Raw genomic sequence first — 19148 nt, 5'->3', positions numbered from 1 at the left:
CTTTTGGCACACAGGGGAATCACCGCAACAATCGCCGCCGTCGTGATCGGGGCACTGGCCTCCACCGCAACGGCGCAGGCCGCACCGGATTCGGGGTCGGGTTCGCAGACGCTGACAGCGGGCACCACCATCGAGCCGTCAATCGATTGCGTGCCGAGCAGCGCGCATCCGTATCCGGTGGTCGTCCTGCCCGGCGGCGACGGCAGCCCCGAGCAGACCGACGCGCAGTGGGCAACCATGCTCGGCACACTGCGTGGCGCGGGCTCCTGCACTGTCCTCTTCCAGGGCGGCATCGTGAACGACAAGCGCTGGAACGGCGACATCCCCGGCGAGGCAAAGCAAGTCGGCGACTTCATCGCGAAGGTCCGGCAGACCACAGGGACCGACAAGGTCGAGATCGTCGCGCATTCCGCGGGAACCATCGTGACCAACTACTACCTGAAGCTGCTCGGCGGAGCGCCGACCGTGAGCCACGCCGTCTTCATCACCCCCGAAGTCCGCGGCTGCGACGGGGCCGGGGTGCTCGGAATCAAGAACCCGCCCGTCACACCGCTGCAGCTGATCACCGCCCTGCCGTTCCTCGCGACTGTAATGGCCGCGAGCTCACCGGAAATGGCGACCGCAATGCAGATGACACCCGCCTCCCCGGTCTATCGGTCCATCTTCGACACCACGGTGGCCCAGCCCGGCGTCACCTATTCGCTCATCGCAACCCGCAACGACCAGATCGCCACCCCCGCCCCCGCCTGCTCCACCCTCGACGAGCCCGGCGTGGTGAACGCGGTCTACGAGGACCTGTTCCCCGGCGCGGCCCCCGTCGACCACTCCCTGATCCGCTCCAGCGACAACACCGCCGGATGGGTTCTCCAGCAACTTCAGCGCTGACACATCAACAAGAATATCCATCGACTTAGCGCCGAAAGATCCTGAGAAACCGCCAATTCCAACCGAGAATTGTTATTAACATAGCCGCCAGTTGGAACCCAACGGGCGGAGGCTCCCATGCGCCGGACCAGACGACAGTTCATCCAGACGGCAGCCAAGGCGGGCGGGGTCGCGGCGGCGCTGACCCTCGCACCCACCGGCGGCCGGGCCCACGCGGACCCCGGCCGCACGGTGGCGGTCTTCGGCGCCGGACCGGCCGGCCTAACGGTGGCGCACGAGCTGGCCGAAAGGGGCTTCGCCGTCACGGTTTTCGAGAAGCTCGCCGACTTCGGCGGTAAGACCCGCAGCATCTACACACCCGACGGGCTACCCGGCGAACACGGCTTCCGCAGCTTCTTCGGCTTCTATCACAACCTGCCGGATACGTTGCGCCGCATACCGTTCCCCGGCAACCCGCACGGCGTGTGGGACAACCTGACCCGCCTGAACGCCGCCATGATCGCGGGCATGGGACGCCACAACCTGACCGTCCCGCTCCCGTTCCCACTCCCGTTCAGCCAGTTCCCCGAGACCCCCAAACAGTTCGTCGACACCATCGTCGCGGTATTCGAAACCCTCTTCCGCCTCCCACCGCACGAGGCGATCTTCGCCGCGGAACGCCTGGCGGTCTACGTCTCCAGCTGCGACGAACGCAAACTCGGCCAGTGGGAGAAGATGACCTGGACCGACTTCGCCCGCCTGGACAACTCCTCCCCCGAATACAACCGCTTCCTGGGCGACGGCTTCATCCGGGAACTGGTGGCCACGAAATCCCGCAACTGCAGCGCCCATTCGATCGGCCTGGTCGGCGAGGAATACGTCTGGTCCCTGCTCAACCTGAACAACGACAGCGACGGCAAGGGCAACGACCGGGTCATGAACGGCCCCACCAGCGAAACCTGGATCAACCCGTGGATCGCCTACCTCCGCTCGATCGGCGTCACCTTCAACCAGGGCTACAAACTCACCGCCCTGTCCAACGACGGCGGCCACATCACCGGCGCCACGGTCACCGACGCCAACGGCGCACGCCACACGGTCGACGCCGACTACTACGTGGCCGCAATCCCTTTGGACAAATTCCCCGCCGTCCTCACCGACGACCTGACCGCCGCCGACCCGACCCTGGACCGCATCCGCAACCTCCAAGCCGCCTGGATGGTCGGCATCCAGTTCTTCCTCACCCGTTCGGCACCGCTCGCCAACGGCCACGTCGGATACAACGACGCGCCGTGGGGGCTGACCTCCATCAGCGAAGCGCAGTTCTGGCACCGACCGCTCAGCAGCTACGGAGACGGCAGCGTGCAGGAGGTCCTGTCGGCCATCATCTCCGAATGGGACGAACCGGGCACATTCAATCGAAAGACCGCCAAACAGTGCAGCCCTGAGGAATTGGCGCAGGAGACCTGGGCCCAGATCAAGGCCCACGTGAATCACGACGGCGACAACCCACTCACCGACGACATGCTCCACTCCTGGCTGATCGACCCCGCCCTCACCGCCGCCGGAACCCCCGACATCGACTACGACGACGCCATCTTCATCCAAAACCCCGGCTCCTGGGACGACCGCCCCAACGCCTGGACCAACCTGGACAACCTCTTCCTCGCCGGCGACTGGATCAAGACCCAAATGAACGTAGCCTGCATGGAAGGAGCCAACGAGGGCGGCCGATTAGCAGCCAACGCCGTACTCCATGCGTCAGGCTCGTCACAACCCGCCGCCCAAATCACACCCCGCTACCGAATGCCCCTGTGGGAACCCTTGAAAGCAGTCGACCAACAGCTCTACCGCACAGGCCAACCCAACGCCTTCGACCTAATAGACCGCCGCTACCCCACAGTCCGGTAACAACGGAGCTCTATGTGAGGCTGGCCCGGCGGGTCCGCCAGTACGCCTTGCGCTGGGAGGGCGTGCAGTAGACGTGCATCATCTCCATCAGGCCGTCGATGACCGGCCCCGCATCGATGAACGGGGAAATGGTTTCCGCGTCGGGGACACCGGCGGCGGTGACCGGTGGCACGGGTTCTGAGGGGAACAGGTATGGGGTGCCTTCGGGGGTGGTGGTGATCGAATCGCCGGTGGGCGTGGTCCAATGCACCTCTCGATCCGGGAGATGATCAACTTTCCAGCCGTTGCGATTGTTGTCGGCGAGGGTCTTGAGCCGGTGATGGCGTCGACACCGCGCCCCGAGATTGTGTTCGGTGGTGGGGCCGCCGTTGTCGGGATTGTCGTGGTCGAAGCGGTCCTGGTGGTCGAGATCGGTGTCGGCGGCGGGCACCTGGCAGCCGGGGGCACGGCAGATCCCATCCAGGGCACGCACCCGGGCAGCGACGCGAGCCGTCGGCCGGTAGGTCAATTCCTTGACGCCACTGCCCTTCTCGACCGCAGTGTCGGCGTCGGTGATGATCTGGAACCGGGCGTAGCGGGCGATCTGACGCGCGAGATCGGCGTCGATCGCCCCGAACCCAGCCAGCAGCGCCGGGTTGTCCTGCAGTCCCGCAAGGGTTTCCGCCGACACACCCACCTGCACCAACGCCTTACGCGGCATCGGCGCGACCGCGTCGAAGGGGGCGCGCGGGCAATCAGCACGCCCGCACTGGCAGGTCAAACGCCCGGTGCCGTCAGCGAGGGCGACCAAAGCATCAGCGCGACGCTGGTTCTGCGTGCGGGGATCTTCGCCGCACACCTGAGTGCAAGCCATCTCGCGCAGCTTCTCGTAGAGGGTGCGTCCCCCGGCGGCAGGCAGGACCGCATCGACGACAGCGGTGCCATTGTCGGCCGCATTGACACTGACATACCGCTCGGCCTCGGCCTCTTTACGGCGCACGGCCTGGCCTTCAGGGTCGGCCTCGGCGATCCAGCGGCGCGCGGTGCGGCGAACCCGCTGCGGGTCAGCGTTTTCCGCATACGCGGCGATCTTCGGCTCCAACTCCGCCAGCTGGTCCCCACGCACGTTGGTGAGGGTTTCCCGGATCGCACGCACCTGCGCCAGGTCGATACGCCCGGCAGCGAAGGCTTCCGCAGTAGTCGGGAGGCGGTGCTCGAGATCGAGCCCGATATTGATCAGGTTGTCCGCGGAACGCTGTGACATCTTCAGGGCGACACCGATTTCGGTAGCGGTGCTCTCCCCCGCGTAGAGCAGCCCGACCCCGAGGTCGATCTGCTCCGCACGGCGGGCCTCATACAGCCGCGTCATCAACGCAGCCTCTTCAGCCTGCAACGCAGCTATCCGTGAGTGCACAACGCGAAGCTGTTCCACCACCTCGAAGGTGTTGGCCCAGCGATCAGCGAATTCACCCATACATTCGATAATAGTTTCGATCTCCGCGACACGGAACCATGATCAGCCCAACATGCCGGGTATATCCTTGGCTACCAACATATTAGAGCGCGGCGGCGAACCCGTTGATCAATGCCCCAATGGCAAAATCGAACCGAGCCCGATCATCGGTGCCAGCAGAGGTCTCGGCGGCCCGCAGAATCAGCGGAAACTCTTCGGGATCAAGCGTTTTCAGGAACTCGACAGAGCCCGCCTCCCCCGCCTCGTTGATCGGCGCGATCCGCGCCTCCGAATTGGCATGCGCCACAACGAATAGCGTGAGTGAATTCAGCGCATCTAGTGCGGTGCCCAGTTCGAATCCGGCATCCACCAGAAGCTTCAAGCCACGTTCGGCAGTCCGCAATGTCCGCGGCGTGACGGCCGGACGGGTCGCGATCAGCGGCAGGGCACCCGGATGCCCGAGAACGGCCGCGCGGAGCGCATGCGCGTAATCTGACAGCGCCGATTGCCAAGGCCCGTCGGAGAATCCGGCGTCGGCCTGAGACATGACGCGCTCCACCATCCCGTCCAGCAGCGCGTCCTTGTTGGGCACGTAGTGGTACAGCGTCATGGCCTCCACACCCAACTCGGCCCCCAGCTTGCGCATGGAAAGCGCCGCCACCCCTTCGCGGTCCGCGAAGGCCAGCGCCGCGTCCAGCACCTGCTCCCGCGAGATCCCCGCCCGTTCGGCGCGGGTGCGCTTGGCTGCCATCGAGTTTCCCTCCGGTGTTGACAACTCTTACGTCGTAAGTGGAGCATAGTGCACAGCCACGAACTCTTACGACGTAAGAGTTATCGAGATCGGGAGAACCTCATGAACACCACCGCAGTCGCCACCGAGAAGGCGGCAATCGCCGCCAACAAGGCCGTCATCACCGCGTTCGTAGACGCGCTGAACCACGGCCTCGACGGCGGAACCGACTGGGTGAACTACCTGTCCCCGCAGGTGATCGACCACAACAAGGTGATCTTCGGCGAGGAGGACGCCCCCGGCGCGGCCATCGAGGGCTTCCGGCAGCAACTCGCCGCCTTCAGCCCCACCGAGGACGAGCAGAGCGGAATCCTGGTGCAGGAGTTGATCGGCGAGGACGATCGCATCGTCGCCCGCCTGCGGGTGATCGGCCGCCACACCGGCGCGCACGCCCGCATGCCCGAGCCGACCGGCCGCACCTGTGATGTCGAGCAGATCTGGATCTTCACCCTCGCCGACTCGCGCATCAGCGAGATCCGCGCGGTCAGCGACCGGCTGGGCATGTTTCTGCAGTTGGGCTGGGACTGGCCGACCGCGGACTGAAATCGCCGGCCTGGGGGCCGCCAGGACGAATCGCCCTGGCGGCCTTCACACCTGCGCGCTCGTCAGTTGTTGAACGGCGGGAGGGTGTACGAGGAGCCGGTGCCCAGCGCCTTGGCCATCATTTCGAACAGTTCGTTCACAGCGCTGCCACTGAACATGCTGGCCTCCTAGACGGTCGGCGTCGTGGCCGGCGGGGTGGGCTGGGTGATCGACGTGGAGGAACCGGAGCTCACCAGGTGGGCGATGGCCACCAGCAGATCGGTGAAACCGCTGCCGCTGTACACGGGCATGGGATGAAACCTTTCGAGAATTGTGTCGTGCTACGCGAATTGCTTCGCGGTGTGCTTGTTACTTGGCGATGTCGCTCTTGAGCTTCGGGCCCTTGGGGTTGTAGCTGGTGGTGGAACCGCTACCGAGGAACTTCAGCACCTGCGAGATGATGGCGCCGATGTCGACGGTGGTGCCGCCGCCAGTGTCGGGAGGAGTGGTGGTCATGTGTTTTCCCTTTCTCGACGGAGCCGATTCGACCCCGGGTCTGGTGCGCGGAAGTCTTGTGCCGCGGAACTATTCGGGCTCGACCGCCATGGCCTGAACCAGGGAGGCCGGCCGCATATCGGTCCAGTGCGCTTCGACGTAGTCCAGGCAGCTCTGCCGTTTGGCCGGACCGTGCGCGGCGGTCCAGCCACCCGGGATGGCGGCGAACACCGGCCACAGCGAGTGCTGGGCCTCCTCGTTGACGAGCACGTAGAACTGGGCGTCTTCGTCATCGAAGGGATTACTCATGCGAGTTGCCTTTCTGAATCCGTGGGGTGGTGGCGTTCAGCGCGCGGGCCGTGCCATTTATCGCGCGGGCGATGTGCACCAGCGCGTCGGGCGAGGTCATCTGCCAGTGGGTGGCCGGGACGGCATGGTTCTCGAGGACGCCGTCGACGGCGTCGGTCCAGCTCGAGACGCCCCAGGCGCCGCTCGGATCGTCCAGTGCGGCATGGAAATACAGCAGATCGCCCTTGAACCGGCGCGGTTGGTAGGCGCCGATCAGCGGGAATGAAGCCAGCGCGCTGTCCACGATCCGGGCCATGCGTTCCGCGCCGACCTCGGATTCGGCGTCGACCAGTCCGGCCGCCTCGCCGAGCAGTTCGGCCACCGGGACCGCGGTGTCCGGATCGACATCGCTTTCCAGCGAGCTGTCCAGCATGGCCAGGGTCGCGACCTCCTGGCCCTCCTCCTGCAACTGCACCGCCATGGCGTGCGCGATCACACCGCCGAGCGACCAGCCGAGCAGGTGGTACGGCCCCTCCGGCTGCACGGCGCGGATCTCGCGGACATAGCGAGCGGCCCAGTCCTCGATCGAATCCGGCAGCGGCGCATCGCCGATCAGGGTGGGCGACTGCAGGCCGTAGATCGGCCGGTCCTCGTCCAGGTGGGCGGCCAGGCCCGCGAAGGACCAGGAGATGCCGCCGACCGGGTGGACGCAGAACAGCGGTGCGCCCGTGCCGGACGGCCGTAGCGGGAGCAGGACCGAGAACGCCGCGTCGGCGTCGAAGCCGCCCGGCGCGCTCAACGGTCCCGACATCTCGGCGGGCGTCGGCGCGGCGAAGACGAGGACGACCGGAACCTTCTGGCCGAGGGTCTCGCCGAGCCGCGTGGCCAGCCGGACCGCGAGCAGCGAGTTGCCGCCGAGCTCGAAGAAGTTGTCGTCCAGGCCGACTCGCTCGGCACCCAGCACCTCGGCGAAGACGGCGCACACGGCGGTCTCCACTTCGGTTGCGGGAGCGCGGTATTCGCGGACGGCGAATTCGGGTTCCGGAAGCGCGGCGCGATCGACCTTGCCATTGGCATTGCGCGGCACCGCGTCCAGCGCCACGAGCGCCTCGGGCACCATGTAGCTGGGTAGGAGTCCGGCCAGGCGCGCACGAACCTGCGCCGGATCCAGATCATCTGTGCCGCTGAAGTATCCGACCAGCCGTGCCGCATCGGCGGCGCCGTCGACCACGACGACGGCATCCGTGATTCCCGGAGCCGAGCGCAACGCGTGCTCGATCTCGGCCGGCTCGATGCGGTACCCGCGCACCTTCACCTGGAAGTCCCGGCGCTCCACGAATTCCAGGACACCGCTGCCCTCTTCGGCTCCCCGAGTCCAGCGCACCAGGTCGCCGGTGCGGTAGAGCCGGGTCCCCGCCGGTCCGAACGGATCGGCCACGAACCGCTCCGCCGTCAGCTCCGGCCGATCGTGGTACCCGCGGGCCAGCTGCGCGCCGCCCAGGTACAGCTCGCCGGTGACGCCCACCGGCACCGGCCGCAGCCGGTCGTCGAGCACGTACACCCGGCTGCCCGCCTCCGGCGTGCCGATCGGCACCACGGCCTGGCGGATCTCGGTGTCGGTGCGGAATCGGGTGACCGATACCGCCGCTTCGGTCGGGCCGTACAGGTTGTCGATGCGCGCGCCGGTCGCCGCCTTGGCGCGGGACAGGGTCCGCGCGGGCAGCGCCTCACCGATCACCAGCAGGCGGCGTAGCGACTCCGGCAGCCCGTCCGTCCCGGCGACATCGACCAGCATGCCCAGCAGCGAGGGAACCAGGGTCAGGGTGGTGACGGACTCCCGGCGGATCTGGTCGAGCAGTCCTTCTGGATCGTGTTGCGCGCCTTCGGTAGCCAGCACGATCCGGGAACCGGTGCGCAATGCCCACCAGAGTTCCCACACCGACAGGTCGAAGGCCGCGGATGTCATCCACAGCACCGAATCGCCCTCGGCGAGACGGTATTCCGACTGCATCCAATCCATCTGGTGCGCGACCGCCGCCTGCGGCACGGACACGCCCTTGGGCTTGCCGGTCGAACCCGACGTGAAGATCACGTAGGCGGGATCGGCGGGCGAGGGCGGAGCGTGCCGCTCGTCATCGCGAATCGCGTTGGCGGGCAGCGTCTGATCCTCGGCCACCGAAACATCCACCACGGTTGCCGTTTCCGGCAGCACAGCGGGCAATTCCATAGGCCGGGCCGTACTCGTCAGCACCACGCTGGGCGCGGCCGTCTCCAGCACCATCGCCGTGCGCTCGAGCGGATGCGCTGGATCCAGCGGCACATATGCGCCGCCCGCCCGGACCACCGCGTACATGGCGGTCAAGAGCTCGATGCTGCGCGGAAGCGCCAGCGCCACCAGCGTTTCCGGCCCCACGCCCTCGCCGATGAGGACCCGGGCCAGCCGGTCGATCCGCTCGGCGAAGTCGCGGTAGCTCAGCGCCCGCCCCTGCTCGACCACCGCGATGGCGAAGGGCGTGCGCCGCACCTGCGCGTCGAAGGCGTCCAGCAGCCCGCTGCGTGGGAAGGCGGGTCCGGTGGCGTTCCAATCCCGCAGCAGGCGAGCGGATTCCGCCGTCCCCAGGATGTCCACGTCCCCGACCGGCGCCTGCGGATCGGCGATGACCCCGGCCAGCAGCCGCCGCAGCCGATCGGCGAATCCGGCCACGGTGGCCTCGTCGAACAGCGCGGTGGCGTAGGTCATGGTCGCGGTCATGCCCGCGGGCGCGCCGTCGGCGTCATAACGGTCCATGACGACCAGGTGCAGATCGAACTGCGAGACATCGGTATCGAATTCGAAGGCCGCGACCCCGAGCCCGTCGAGGTCGAAGGCCGCCTGATCCTGGTTGTGGAAGGAGAACCCGACCTGCACCAGCGGGTGCCGCGCGGTGGAGCGCTCCGGGTTGAGCACCTCGACCAGCCGCTCGAACGGCACGTCCACGTGATCGAAGGCCGCGACATCGCGGGCCCGGACATGGCGGACCAGATCGGCGAAGCTCTCGCCCGGGGCGACCTCGGTGCGCAGCACGAGCGTGTTGACGAACATGCCGACCAGGTCGTCCAGCGCCGCCTCGCCACGCCCGGCGACCGGCGTGCCGACCGCGATATCGGTCGATCCGGTGAGCCGCGACAGCAGTGCCGCGAAGGCGGCGTGCACCGTCATGAACAGCGTGGCCCCGCTGTCGCGCCCCAATTCGGCCAGGGCCGCGTGGGTTTCGGCGTCGATGGTGAAGTCGACGCGGCGGCCGGTGGTGTCGAGGACGACCGGTCGCGGCCGGTCGGCCGGAACGGTGAGCAGCGGCGGCAGTCCGGCCAGGGTCTCGGTCCAGAAGCTCAGCTGCTTGGACACCAGCGAGGCGGGATCGTCCTCCGAGCCGAGCAGTTCGCGCTGCCAGACCGCGTAATCGGCGTACTGCACCGGCAGCGGCGTCCAGGCCGGGGCGACACCGGACTTGCGCGCCGCGTAGGCCGTCATGACATCGCGGGCCAGCGGCGCCAGCGAGCTGCCGTCACCGGCGATGTGATGCATGACCACGACGAAGACGTGGTCCTCGGGCGCCAGTTCGAATAGTGCGGCCCGCAGCGGCACGGTGGCGGTGACGTCGAAGCCCTGGTCGATGATCTCGAGGACGGCGGTGGTCACCGTCTCCTCGGTTACCGGAATGGGCTCCAGCGCAGGGAGTTCCGTGGCTACGGTGGCGGGCAGCACCACCTGTACCGGGCCCGATTCGGTCTCGGGGTAGACCGTGCGCAGCACCTCGTGCCGGAGCACGACATCGGCGATGGCCGCGTGCAGCGCCGCCACGTCCAGCGGGCCGGTCAGGCGAATCGGCAGCGGGATGTTGTAGGCGGTGGAATCCGGATCCAGGCGGTTGAGGAACCACATGCGCTGCTGCGCAAGGGAAACCGGGACCGGACCGTCGCCGGTGCGGGGCAGCAGGGCCGGACGTTCCGCACCCTGCGGGTCGCCCGCGAGCGCGGCCACCGCCAGTGCCTCGACGGTCGAGTTCTCGAAGACCGTCCGGACAGCCACCCTCACCCCGAACGCGGCGCTCAGCCGTGCGGCCAACTGCGTTGCGGTGAGTGAGTTTCCGCCGAGTCCGAAGAAGTCGTCCGCGACGCCGACCGGGCCTTCCGTGCCCAGCACCGCCGCGACGATCTCCGCGACCGTGCGCTCGGCGTCGGTGCGCGGTGCCACGAACTCGGCGGCGCGGAAGACCGGTTCCGGCAGCGCCTTTCGATCCAGCTTGCCGACCGGCGTGAGCGGGATGCTGTCGAGCACCATGATCGCGGCGGGCACCATGTACGCCGCCAGCGAGCCGCCCGCGTGCGCCAGCAGTTCGTCGACATCGACGGTGTGGCCGGGCGCGGCTACCACGTACGACACCAGCGACACCGTGCCCGAGGCGTCGGTGTGGCCGAGCGTCACCGCGAATTCGACGCTCTCGTGTGCGATGAGCGCCGCGTCGATCTCGCCGAGCTCGATGCGCAGGCCGCGCACCTTCACCTGGAAGTCGGCGCGCCCGACGTATTCGAGCCCGCGCCGCCCGTCGGTCCGCGCGGTCCAGCGCACCAGGTCACCGGTGCGGTAGAGCCGCTCGCCGGGCGCACCGTACGGGTCGGCCACGAAGCGTTCGGCCGAAAGGCCCGGCCGCGCATGGTATCCGCGGGCCACGCCCGGACCGTTCAGGTACAGCTCGCCGGTCACCCCGACCGGCACCGGCCGCAGCCGGGAGTCGAGCACGACCGCGGTCATGCCGTCGGTCAGCGCGCCCAGTTCGACCGGTTCGCCCGGCAGCATGGGTGCGCTGATGTTCGAGGTGATGGTGGTCTCGGTCGGGCCGTAGCCGTTGTGCACGGCGCGGGTTCCGGTCGCCCAGCGTGCCACCAGCTCCGGGCCGTAAGCCTCACCGCCGACGGACAATTCGCGGAACTCCGGCAGTCGCGCCGGGTCCAGGGTCTGCAGGACCGCCGGGGTGATGAAGGCGTGGGTGACGCCCTCGGCCGCCATCAGGTCGGTGAGTTCGGCGCCGCCGAAGACCCCGGCCGGTGCGATCACCAGGCGGGCGCCCGCGGCCGTGGCCATGAGGATCTCGAGCTGGTAGGCGTCGAAGCTCGGCGAGGACACCTGCAGCACCCGGGCATCGGGGCCGACCCGGTAGCGCTCCTTCTGGCTGACGGCGACACCGGCGACACCGCTGTGGGTGGCGACGACGCCCTTGGGCAGGCCGGTGGAGCCGGAGGTGTAGACCATCCAGGCCGGGTGGGCGATGCGGACCGGGCGGACCAGCTCGCTCGGCGCGAGCGGAGTCGCATCGAGTTCACTTGTCGCCGCGATGAATTCGGGTGCGTCTATGACCAGCCACTCGGCCGCACCGGGCAACCGGTCCCGGCTCTCGCCCACCGTCAGACCGAAGGTCGCGCCCGAGTCGGACAGCATATGCTCGATGCGGTCGGCCGGGTAGTTCGGGTCGACCGGGACGAAGGCCGCACCCGTCTTGGTGATGGCCCACACCGCGACCAGGGTCAGGTCCGAGCGCGGGATCGCCAGCGCGACATAGTCCTCCGCGCCGATGCCACGATCGATGAGGACCCGGGCCAGACGGGTGGATTCGGCATCGAGTTCGCGGTAGGTGAGCTCGCGGTCCCGGTAGCGCAGGGCGACATTCTCCGGGTACGTCGCGGCGGCCTCGGCGAAGTAGTCGCCCAGGGTACGCAACGTAACCGGCTGTGTCGCACTGCGATCCAGCAGCGCATTCCGCTCCGACGGCGACAGCAGATCGATATCACCGATCCGCACGGTGGCATCGGCCGTCACCGCGCCGAGCACCCGGCCCAGGCGGCGCAGCAGCGCGGCCGCCGTGGCCTCGTCGAAAAGATCCGTGGCGTAGTTCAACTCGAGAGCCAGATGCCCGTCGACATCCGGCTCGTCGGACACGGTGAACTGCAGATCGAACCGCGCCACCCGATGCTCGAAGTCGACCGCCTCGAGCACCAGTCCGGGTACCGCGTAGGTCTGCGAGCCCAGGTTCATGTAGCTCAGCGCCACCGTGAACAGCGGATTGCGGGCCTCGGATCGCGGCACGCCGAGCGCGTCCACGACCTGATCGAACGGGACGACAGCGTGATCGAAGGCGGCCAGATCGACCTCGCGGGTCTGCGCCAGCAGCTCGTCGAACCCGAGCTCGGGCTCCGGCCGGGTACGCAGCGTCAGCGTATTGACGAACATGCCGACCAGATCGTCGAGCGCCGCATTGCCGCGCCCCTCGAGCGGGGTGCCGATGGCGATATCGTCCGTGCCCGACATCCGGGCCAGCAGCACCGACAGCGCGGCATGCCACACCATGAACGGGGTGACATTGTGCGCCTCGGCGATTCGCTTGATCGCGGCGGCCAGCCCGCCGCCGTCCAGCCGGGCCTTGACCCGCGCGCCGACGCCGGAGGCCACGGCCGGGCGGGGCCGGTCGGTGGGCAGCGGCAGCTCGGGGAGTCCCGCCAGCGTCTCCTTCCAGAACGCCAGTTCGCGCTCGCCGGACTGTTCCAGGGTGGCCCGCTGCCACAGCGTGTAGTCGGCGTACTGCACGGGCAGTTCCGACCACACCGGGGCCTGGCCCGCGGCGCGGGACAGGTAGGCGGCGATGGTGTCGCGCAGCAGCGGATCCTGCGACTGCCCGTCACCGGCGATGTGGTGCAGCACCACGACCAGCACGTGGCTGTGCGCGGATTCGCGAATCAGTGTCGCCCGCACCGGAACCGTGGTGGTGACGTCGAACCCGCGCGCCACGAAGCTCTCGATCCAGCTCAGGTCCGCGGCGTCGGCCCCGGTCCGCAGTTCGAGGGTGGGCCGGGCCTCCTCGACGGGCAGGACCAACTGGTAGCCGATGCCGTCCGCGTCGGCCGGGTAGATGGTGCGCAGCGTCTCGTGGCGGGCGACCACATCCGCGAAGGCGTCCTCCAGCACCGCGGTGTCGATCTCGCCGGTGACCCGCACGGCGGCGGGCACGTTGTAGGACGCCGATTCCGGGTCCAGGCGGTTGAGCAGCCACATGCGGGTCTGGGCCGGCGACAGCGGGATTCGCTCCGGCCGCGGCATGCGCCGCAGCGGCAGACCCGTTCCGCCGTTCCCGATCCGCGCCGCGAGTTCGGCGACGGTCGGGGCGTCGAAGAGCTGGCGCACGGTCAGGTCCGCGCCGAGTGCGGCATTGGCGCGGGCCACCAGGCGCATGGCCAGCAGCGAATTGCCGCCGCGCGCGAAGAAGTCGTCGTCCGCGCCGATGGTGACGCCGCCGAGCAGATCGCCGATCAATGCGGCCAGTACGGCCTCGGTGCCCGCCGCGGGCGCGCGGTAGGCGACGGTGGCGGCGGTGAATTCGACCGCGGGCAGGGCGTTCCGGTCGAGCTTGCCGACGCTGGTGAGCGGCATCTCGGCCAGGGTCACCAGGTGCGCGGGGACCATGTAGGCGGGCAGTTGGGTGCGGGCGTGGGCCAGCACGGCATCGGCGTCGAGGTCCGGACCCGACACGTAGCCGACCAGGCAATCCGTCCCGGCGGTGTCCTTGGCCAGCAGCACGACCGCGTTCGCGACACCCGCGGCCGACAGCAGCGCGGATTCGATCTCCCCCAGCTCGATGCGCTGACCGCGCAGCTTCACCTGGAAGTCGTTGCGCCCCATGTACACCAGGTCGCCGGTGCGGTTCCAGCGGACCAGGTCGCCGGTGCGGTACATGCGCGCGCCGGGGACGCCGAACGGGTCGGCCACGAATCGGTCGGCGGTGAGTCCGCCGCGGCCCTGATAACCGCGGGCCAGCTGGGTACCGGCCAGGTAGAGCTCGCCGATGACGCCGGTCGGGACCGGGCGCAGCCGGGAGTCGAGCACGTAGGCGCGGGTGTTCCAGTTCGGGCGGCCGATGGCGACCTCGAAATCCGCGTCGGCGTCGGAGAATTCGTGATAGATCGTCGAGATCGCGGCCTCGGTCGGGCCGTAGGCGTTGTGCACCGCGCCGCCGACCAGTTCCCGCAGTTCGCCGAGCAGGTCGACGGGCAGCGCCTCGCCGCCGGTGTGCAGGTGGCGGAAGGAGGCCAGGGCGTCGCCGTGGCCCTCCGCGATGAGCGCGGCCAGCACGGACGGGACGTGCTCGGCGATGGTGACGCCGAAGTCGCGCATGAGACCGGCCAGGTAGTCCAGGTCCTGGTGGCCGCCCGGGCGCGGAATCACCAGGGGCGCACCAACCATGGCGGGCAGGAAGCATTCCCAGACCGAGACGTCGAAGGCCAGCGGGGCGCGCTGCATGATGCGGTCGGCCGAGGTGACGCCGTAGCGGTGCTCGAGCCAGCGGAGCTGGTTCATGATGGCGCGGTGGCTGGTCGCCACGCCCTTGGGGAGGCCGGTGGAGCCGGAGGTGTAGAGGACGTAGGCGAGGTTGTCGGGGCGGAGGTCGCCGAGGCGGTCGGCGTCGGTGACCGGCTCGGACGAGAAACCTTCCAGCGCACCGAGTTCGGCGACATCAAGGACAGTGATGCCGTCGAGTTCCGGCAGCGTCGCGCCGCCGACGGACAACACCAGCGACACCGCCGAGGTGTCGAGGATGTGGCGCAGGCGATCGGCCGGATGTGCGGGATCGACCGGCACATAGGCGGCACCGGCGGCGACGACCGCGTACAGCGCGACCACCATGTCGATCGACCGCTGCGCGGTGACACCGACGACGGCATCCGGGCCTACGCCCTTCGAAATCAGCAGCCGTGCCAGGCGATTCACGCGCGGGGCCAGCTCGCCGTAGGTGACCCGCTCGTCCTCGAAGAACAGCGCGTCCACGGCCGGGTCCGCCGCCGCCCGGCCGTCGAGCAGGTCCGCCAGTGTCTCGACCGGCAGGCTCCGACCGGTTGCGTTCCGGTTCACCAGCAGCTCGCCGCGCTCGGCGCGCGACATGAGATCCACATCCCCGGCGGCCGTGCGCGGGTCCGCGAGCAGGGCACGCAACACCCGTTCGTAGGCGGCCTGGAAGCCGCCGACCGTCCCCGCGTCGAAAAGGTCTGTCGCGTAGGTGATGTAGACCTCGATGCCGCCGGGCGCGCCCTCGGCGTCGGTGGACTCGGCCATGGTCCAGTCCAGATCGAACTGGGCCGCGGTGGCCTCGACGGTGAGCGCCTCGATGGACAGCCGGTTGAGCCGGACACTCGGACGGTTGTGGTTCTGCAGCGTCAGGGTGACCTGGCACAGCGGCGAATGCGATTGGGAGCGGACCGGATTCACGGCCTCGACCAGCATCTCGAACGGGACCACCGCGTGATCGAAGGCCGCCAGGTCGGTGTCGCGGACCTGGGTGAGCAGCTCGCCCAGCGGCGCGTCCGGCCGCACCTCGGTGCGCAGCACCAGGGTGTTGACGAACATGCCGACCAGATCGTCGAGGGCCTCGTCACCGCGTCCGGCCACCGGGGTGCCCACGACGATGTCGGCGGTGCCGGACAGCCGGGCCAGGGTGACCGTGAGCGCGGTGTGCAGCACCATGAACGGCGACACCCGGCGCGCCGCGGCGAAATCGAGGATGGCCGAATGCAATTCGGCGTCGAAGCGGGTCTCGAACCCTGCGCCGCGGCCGGTGGCGACCGCCGGGCGGGGACGATCGGTCGGCAAGGCCAGGACATCCGGGACTCCGTGCAAGCGCCGCGTCCAGTAGGTCAGCTGGCGGGCCAGTACCGAGTCCGGGTCGTCGGCGCTGCCGAGCGCTTCGCGCTGCCAGAGCGCGAAATCGGCGTACTGCACCGGCAGTGGCGCGAGGTTGGGGGTCTCCCCCGCGCAGCGGGCCACGTAGGCGCTGGCGATATCGCGGGTGAGCGGGCCGAAGGACCAGCCGTCGGCGGCGATGTGGTGCACCACCATGACCAGCAGGTGGGTGCCGGGTTCGTCGGTGAGCTCGAACAGCCGGATCCGGAACGGCACCTCGGCGGTGACGTCGAAGGCCGTGCGCGCCACCGATTCCACCAGGCCGGGCAGCCGATCCGCCGAGACCGGCTCGGGCACCAGGTCGATGAGGCGAGTACCGGCCGGCAGGATGAGCTGGCTGGCCTCGCCGTCGTGCTCGGGGTAGAGGGTGCGCAGGGTCTCGTGGCGGTTGACCACATCGGCGACGGCCGCCTGCAGCGCCTCGAGGTTCAGCGCGCCGGTGAGCCGCAGCGCGAACGGGATGGTGTAGCCGTCGCGAATGTCGAAGCGGTTGAGGAACCACATGCGCTGCTGGGCGATGGACAGCGGAATGCGCTCGCCGCGCTGCTGCACGACGACCGGCGGCAGTTCCACCACGGACTCGGCGTCGGCCGCGGCGATCCGGGCCGCCAGACCCGCGACGGTGGCGTCGTCGAAGACCGCGCGCAGCGGCAGGCGCACGCCCGCGACCTTGCCCAGGCGCGCCATCAACTGGGTGGCGATGAGCGAATTGCCGCCGAGGGCGAAGAAGTCGTCGTCCGCACCGACCCGCTCCACGCCGAGCAGGGCGGAGAACACCTCCGCGACGATCCGCTCCTCGGGACCGGTGGGCGCCCGCAACGCGGTCGCGGCGGTCGGCGCGGGCAAGGCGGCGCGGTCGAGCTTGCCGGAGGCATTGAGCGGGAGGGCGTCCAGCCACAGGTAGACCGCGGGCACCATGTAGGCCGGAATACGCTGGGACAGTGCCTTTTTCACCGCACCGGTGGAAACCTCCGCGCCGGGGGCGGGCACCAGGTAGGCGACCAGCTGGGGATTGGCGCCGCGGACCAGGACCACCGCCTGGGCGACGGAGTCCAGTGCGGTGAGCGCGGATTCGATCTCGCCGAGCTCGATCCGCAGGCCGCGCAACTTCACCTGGAAGTCGGTGCGACCCAGATATTCCAGTTCCCCGGCCCGGTTCCACTTGACCAGGTCACCGGTGCGGTACATGCGTTCGGAGGTCCCGAACGGGTTGGCCACGAAGCGATCCGCGGTCAGGTCCGGACGAGCCACATAGCCGGTCGCGAGCTGGTCACCGGCCAGGTACAGCTCACCCGCGACACCCGCCGGCACCGGCCGCAGCCGCGAATCCAGCACGTACACCCGGGTATTGAAGACCGGGCGGCCGATCGGCACCGTGTCGACGTCGGCATCGGTGACCTCGTGATAGGTGACGTCGACCGCGGCCTCGGTGGGTCCGTAGAGGTTGTGCAGTTCGGCGCCGGTCAACTCGCGGAGTCGATGCGCCGACCGCGGGGACAGCGCCTCGCCCGATGCGAAGACCTGGCGCAGGCCGGTGCACCGCGCGGCCGCCGCCACCCCGGATTCCCGATCCGCCGCCACGAACACCTCCAGCATGGAGGGCACGAAGTGCGTGACCGTGATGCCCTCGCGGCTGATCACCTCGGCGAGCTCGGCCGGATCGCGGTGGGCGTCCGGGCGCGCCACGACCAGGCGCGCGCCGATCAGCAACGGCCAGAAGAACTCCCACACCGACACGTCGAAGGTGGCCGGTGTCTTCTGCAGGACGCGGTCGTCGGCGGTCAGCCGGTATTCGGACTGCATCCACACCAGGCGGTTGACGATGGCCGAGTGCGGCACCGCCACGCCCTTCGGACGGCCGGTGGAACCGGAGGTGAAGATCACGTACGCGTGGTTCGACTCCCGCAACGGCGCGACGCGGTCCGCGTCGGTCAGCGGGTCATCGGAGAAGGCGTCCAGGTCCAGCAGATCGATCCGCACCTGCGCGGTGTCGACCAGCAGATCCTCACCGGAGGTCAGCACGGTCACCGGATCGGCCGTCGCGAGAATGTATTCGGTGCGCTCGGCCGGATGGTCCGGGTCGAGCGGAACGTAGGCGGCCCCCGCCGTGACCACGGCGTACATGCCGACGACGAGGTCGAGTGAACGCCGCATGCCCAGCGCCACCAGCGAACCCGGACCGACGCCCTCGGAGACCAGCCAACGCGCGAGCCGCCGCACCCGGCCCGCGAACTCGGCGTAGTACAGACCGGTCCCCTCGAAGGTGATCGCGGTCGCGCCGGGGGTGCGCTCGGCCTGCGCGTCGAACAGCGATACCAGGGTCGACGCGGTGTTCAGCACGACACCGGTCTCGTTCCACTCGTGCAGGATCCGGGATCGCTCGTCGGCATCGAGCAGGTCGAGGTCGCCGACCTTGGTGGTGGCATCGGCGGCCATGGCGGCCAGCACCCGGCAGAAGCGCTCGCCGAGCTCGGCCGCCGTGGCGGGGTCGAACAGTTCGGTCGCGTAGCGCAGACTCCCGGACAGGCCCGCCTCCGCGCCCAGGTCGCCGACCACCAGGTGCAGGTCGAATTTCACGGTGGGGTCGTCGATCTCGATCGCGCTCACCGTCAACCCGGGCAGGGCGAAGGTGTCGGCGCCGCCCATGCGGACCGCGTCGGTGTAGGTCAGCATGACCTGCGCGAGCGGGGGCGCGCCGGTGGTGCGATCCACGGCCGAGGCGTCGACGATGCGCTCGAACGGCATCTCCGCGTGGGCGAAGGCGGCCAGGTCGGCGGCGCGCACCCGGGCCAGCAGGTCCGCGAAGGACTGGTCCGGCTCGACCCGGCTGCGCAGGACCAGCGTATTGACGAACATGCCGATCAGGGCGTCGAGTTCGCGTTCACCGCGGCCGCCGATCGGGGAGCCGATCGCGATGTCGGCGGTGCCGGTGCTGCGCGCCAGCAGGGCGGCGAAGGCGGCGTGCACGACCATGAACATGGTGACGCCGTGGGCGCGCGCCAGCTCCCGCAGTCCGGCGGCGACGGCCGGGTCGATCGAGAGCGGCACGGACGCACCGGCATTGGTGGGGACGGCGGGGCGGGGGC

At 69.2% G+C, this 19148-nt stretch carries 9 protein-coding genes; 3 read left to right on the top strand and 6 right to left on the bottom strand.

Annotated elements, in window-relative coordinates:
- Positions 1-42 precede the first annotated feature (42 nt).
- Entirely contained in the window at positions 43-885 is an 843-nt protein-coding gene (locus ACAM49_RS03670; protein ID WP_369634027.1) for an esterase/lipase family protein, read from the top strand.
- A 117-nt stretch (positions 886-1002) separates the two neighbouring features.
- On the top strand, positions 1003-2775 hold the full coding sequence (locus ACAM49_RS03665; protein WP_369634026.1) for an FAD-dependent oxidoreductase: 1773 nt from the start codon (positions 1003-1005) through the stop codon (positions 2773-2775).
- A gap of 10 nt (positions 2776-2785) precedes the next feature.
- Here ACAM49_RS03665 and ACAM49_RS03660 read toward each other — a convergent pair whose 3' ends face one another.
- Entirely contained in the window at positions 2786-4228 is a 1443-nt protein-coding gene (locus ACAM49_RS03660) for a DUF222 domain-containing protein (RefSeq protein WP_369634025.1), read from the bottom strand.
- An 82-nt stretch (positions 4229-4310) separates the two neighbouring features.
- Positions 4311-4958: a TetR/AcrR family transcriptional regulator C-terminal domain-containing protein gene (locus tag ACAM49_RS03655; protein WP_369634024.1), complete on the bottom strand. Its 648-nt coding sequence runs from the start codon at positions 4956-4958 to the stop codon at positions 4311-4313.
- 102 nt (positions 4959-5060) lie between these two features.
- On the opposite strand from ACAM49_RS03655, the gene ACAM49_RS03650 reads away from it, so the two are divergent.
- Positions 5061-5540 carry an ester cyclase gene (locus tag ACAM49_RS03650; RefSeq protein ID WP_369634023.1) on the top strand — a complete coding sequence of 160 codons (480 nt, stop codon included), beginning with the start codon at positions 5061-5063 and terminating at the stop codon, positions 5538-5540.
- 167 nt (positions 5541-5707) lie between these two features.
- Here the strand turns inward: ACAM49_RS03650 and ACAM49_RS03645 are convergent, their stop codons facing one another.
- The 4 genes from ACAM49_RS03645 to ACAM49_RS03630 all read right to left on the bottom strand — a co-directional run.
- Positions 5708-5830, bottom strand: a complete 123-nt coding sequence (locus tag ACAM49_RS03645) for a hypothetical protein (RefSeq protein ID WP_369634022.1) — start codon at positions 5828-5830, stop codon at positions 5708-5710.
- 58 nt (positions 5831-5888) lie between these two features.
- Positions 5889-6035 carry a hypothetical protein gene (locus ACAM49_RS03640; protein ID WP_157514241.1) on the bottom strand — a complete coding sequence of 49 codons (147 nt, stop codon included), beginning with the start codon at positions 6033-6035 and terminating at the stop codon, positions 5889-5891.
- Between the two features lie 69 nt (positions 6036-6104).
- Positions 6105-6323, bottom strand: coding sequence for an MbtH family protein (locus tag ACAM49_RS03635; protein ID WP_040813122.1), 219 nt, complete (start codon positions 6321-6323; stop codon positions 6105-6107).
- Positions 6316-19148, bottom strand: a 12833-nt coding sequence (locus tag ACAM49_RS03630; RefSeq protein ID WP_369634021.1) for an amino acid adenylation domain-containing protein, incomplete at its 5' end; no start/stop codon positions are given. The genes ACAM49_RS03630 and ACAM49_RS03635, both read right to left, overlap by 8 nt.

The organism is Nocardia sp. JMUB6875 (assembly GCF_041154655.1).
Taxonomy (GTDB): domain Bacteria; phylum Actinomycetota; class Actinomycetes; order Mycobacteriales; family Mycobacteriaceae; genus Nocardia.
Note: the sequence above shows the minus strand (reverse complement) of the source record. Positions and strands in the feature narration are given on the sequence as shown.

Bases quoted from the DNA above. Each gene is read 5' to 3' on its own strand.
- ACAM49_RS03635 (WP_040813122.1), bottom strand. From the start codon at position 6,323: ATGAGTAATCCCTTCGATGACGAAGACGCCCAGTTCTACGTGCTCGTC.
- ACAM49_RS03660 (WP_369634025.1), bottom strand. From the start codon at position 4,228: ATGGGTGAATTCGCTGATCGCTGGGCCAACACCTTCGAGGTGGTGGAA.
- ACAM49_RS03650 (WP_369634023.1), top strand. From the start codon at position 5,061: ATGAACACCACCGCAGTCGCCACCGAGAAGGCGGCAATCGCCGCCAAC.
- ACAM49_RS03665 (WP_369634026.1), top strand. From the start codon at position 1,003: ATGCGCCGGACCAGACGACAGTTCATCCAGACGGCAGCCAAGGCGGGC.
- ACAM49_RS03640 (WP_157514241.1), bottom strand. From the start codon at position 6,035: ATGACCACCACTCCTCCCGACACTGGCGGCGGCACCACCGTCGACATC.
- ACAM49_RS03655 (WP_369634024.1), bottom strand. From the start codon at position 4,958: ATGGCAGCCAAGCGCACCCGCGCCGAACGGGCGGGGATCTCGCGGGAG.
- ACAM49_RS03645 (WP_369634022.1), bottom strand. From the start codon at position 5,830: ATGCCCGTGTACAGCGGCAGCGGTTTCACCGATCTGCTGGTGGCCATC.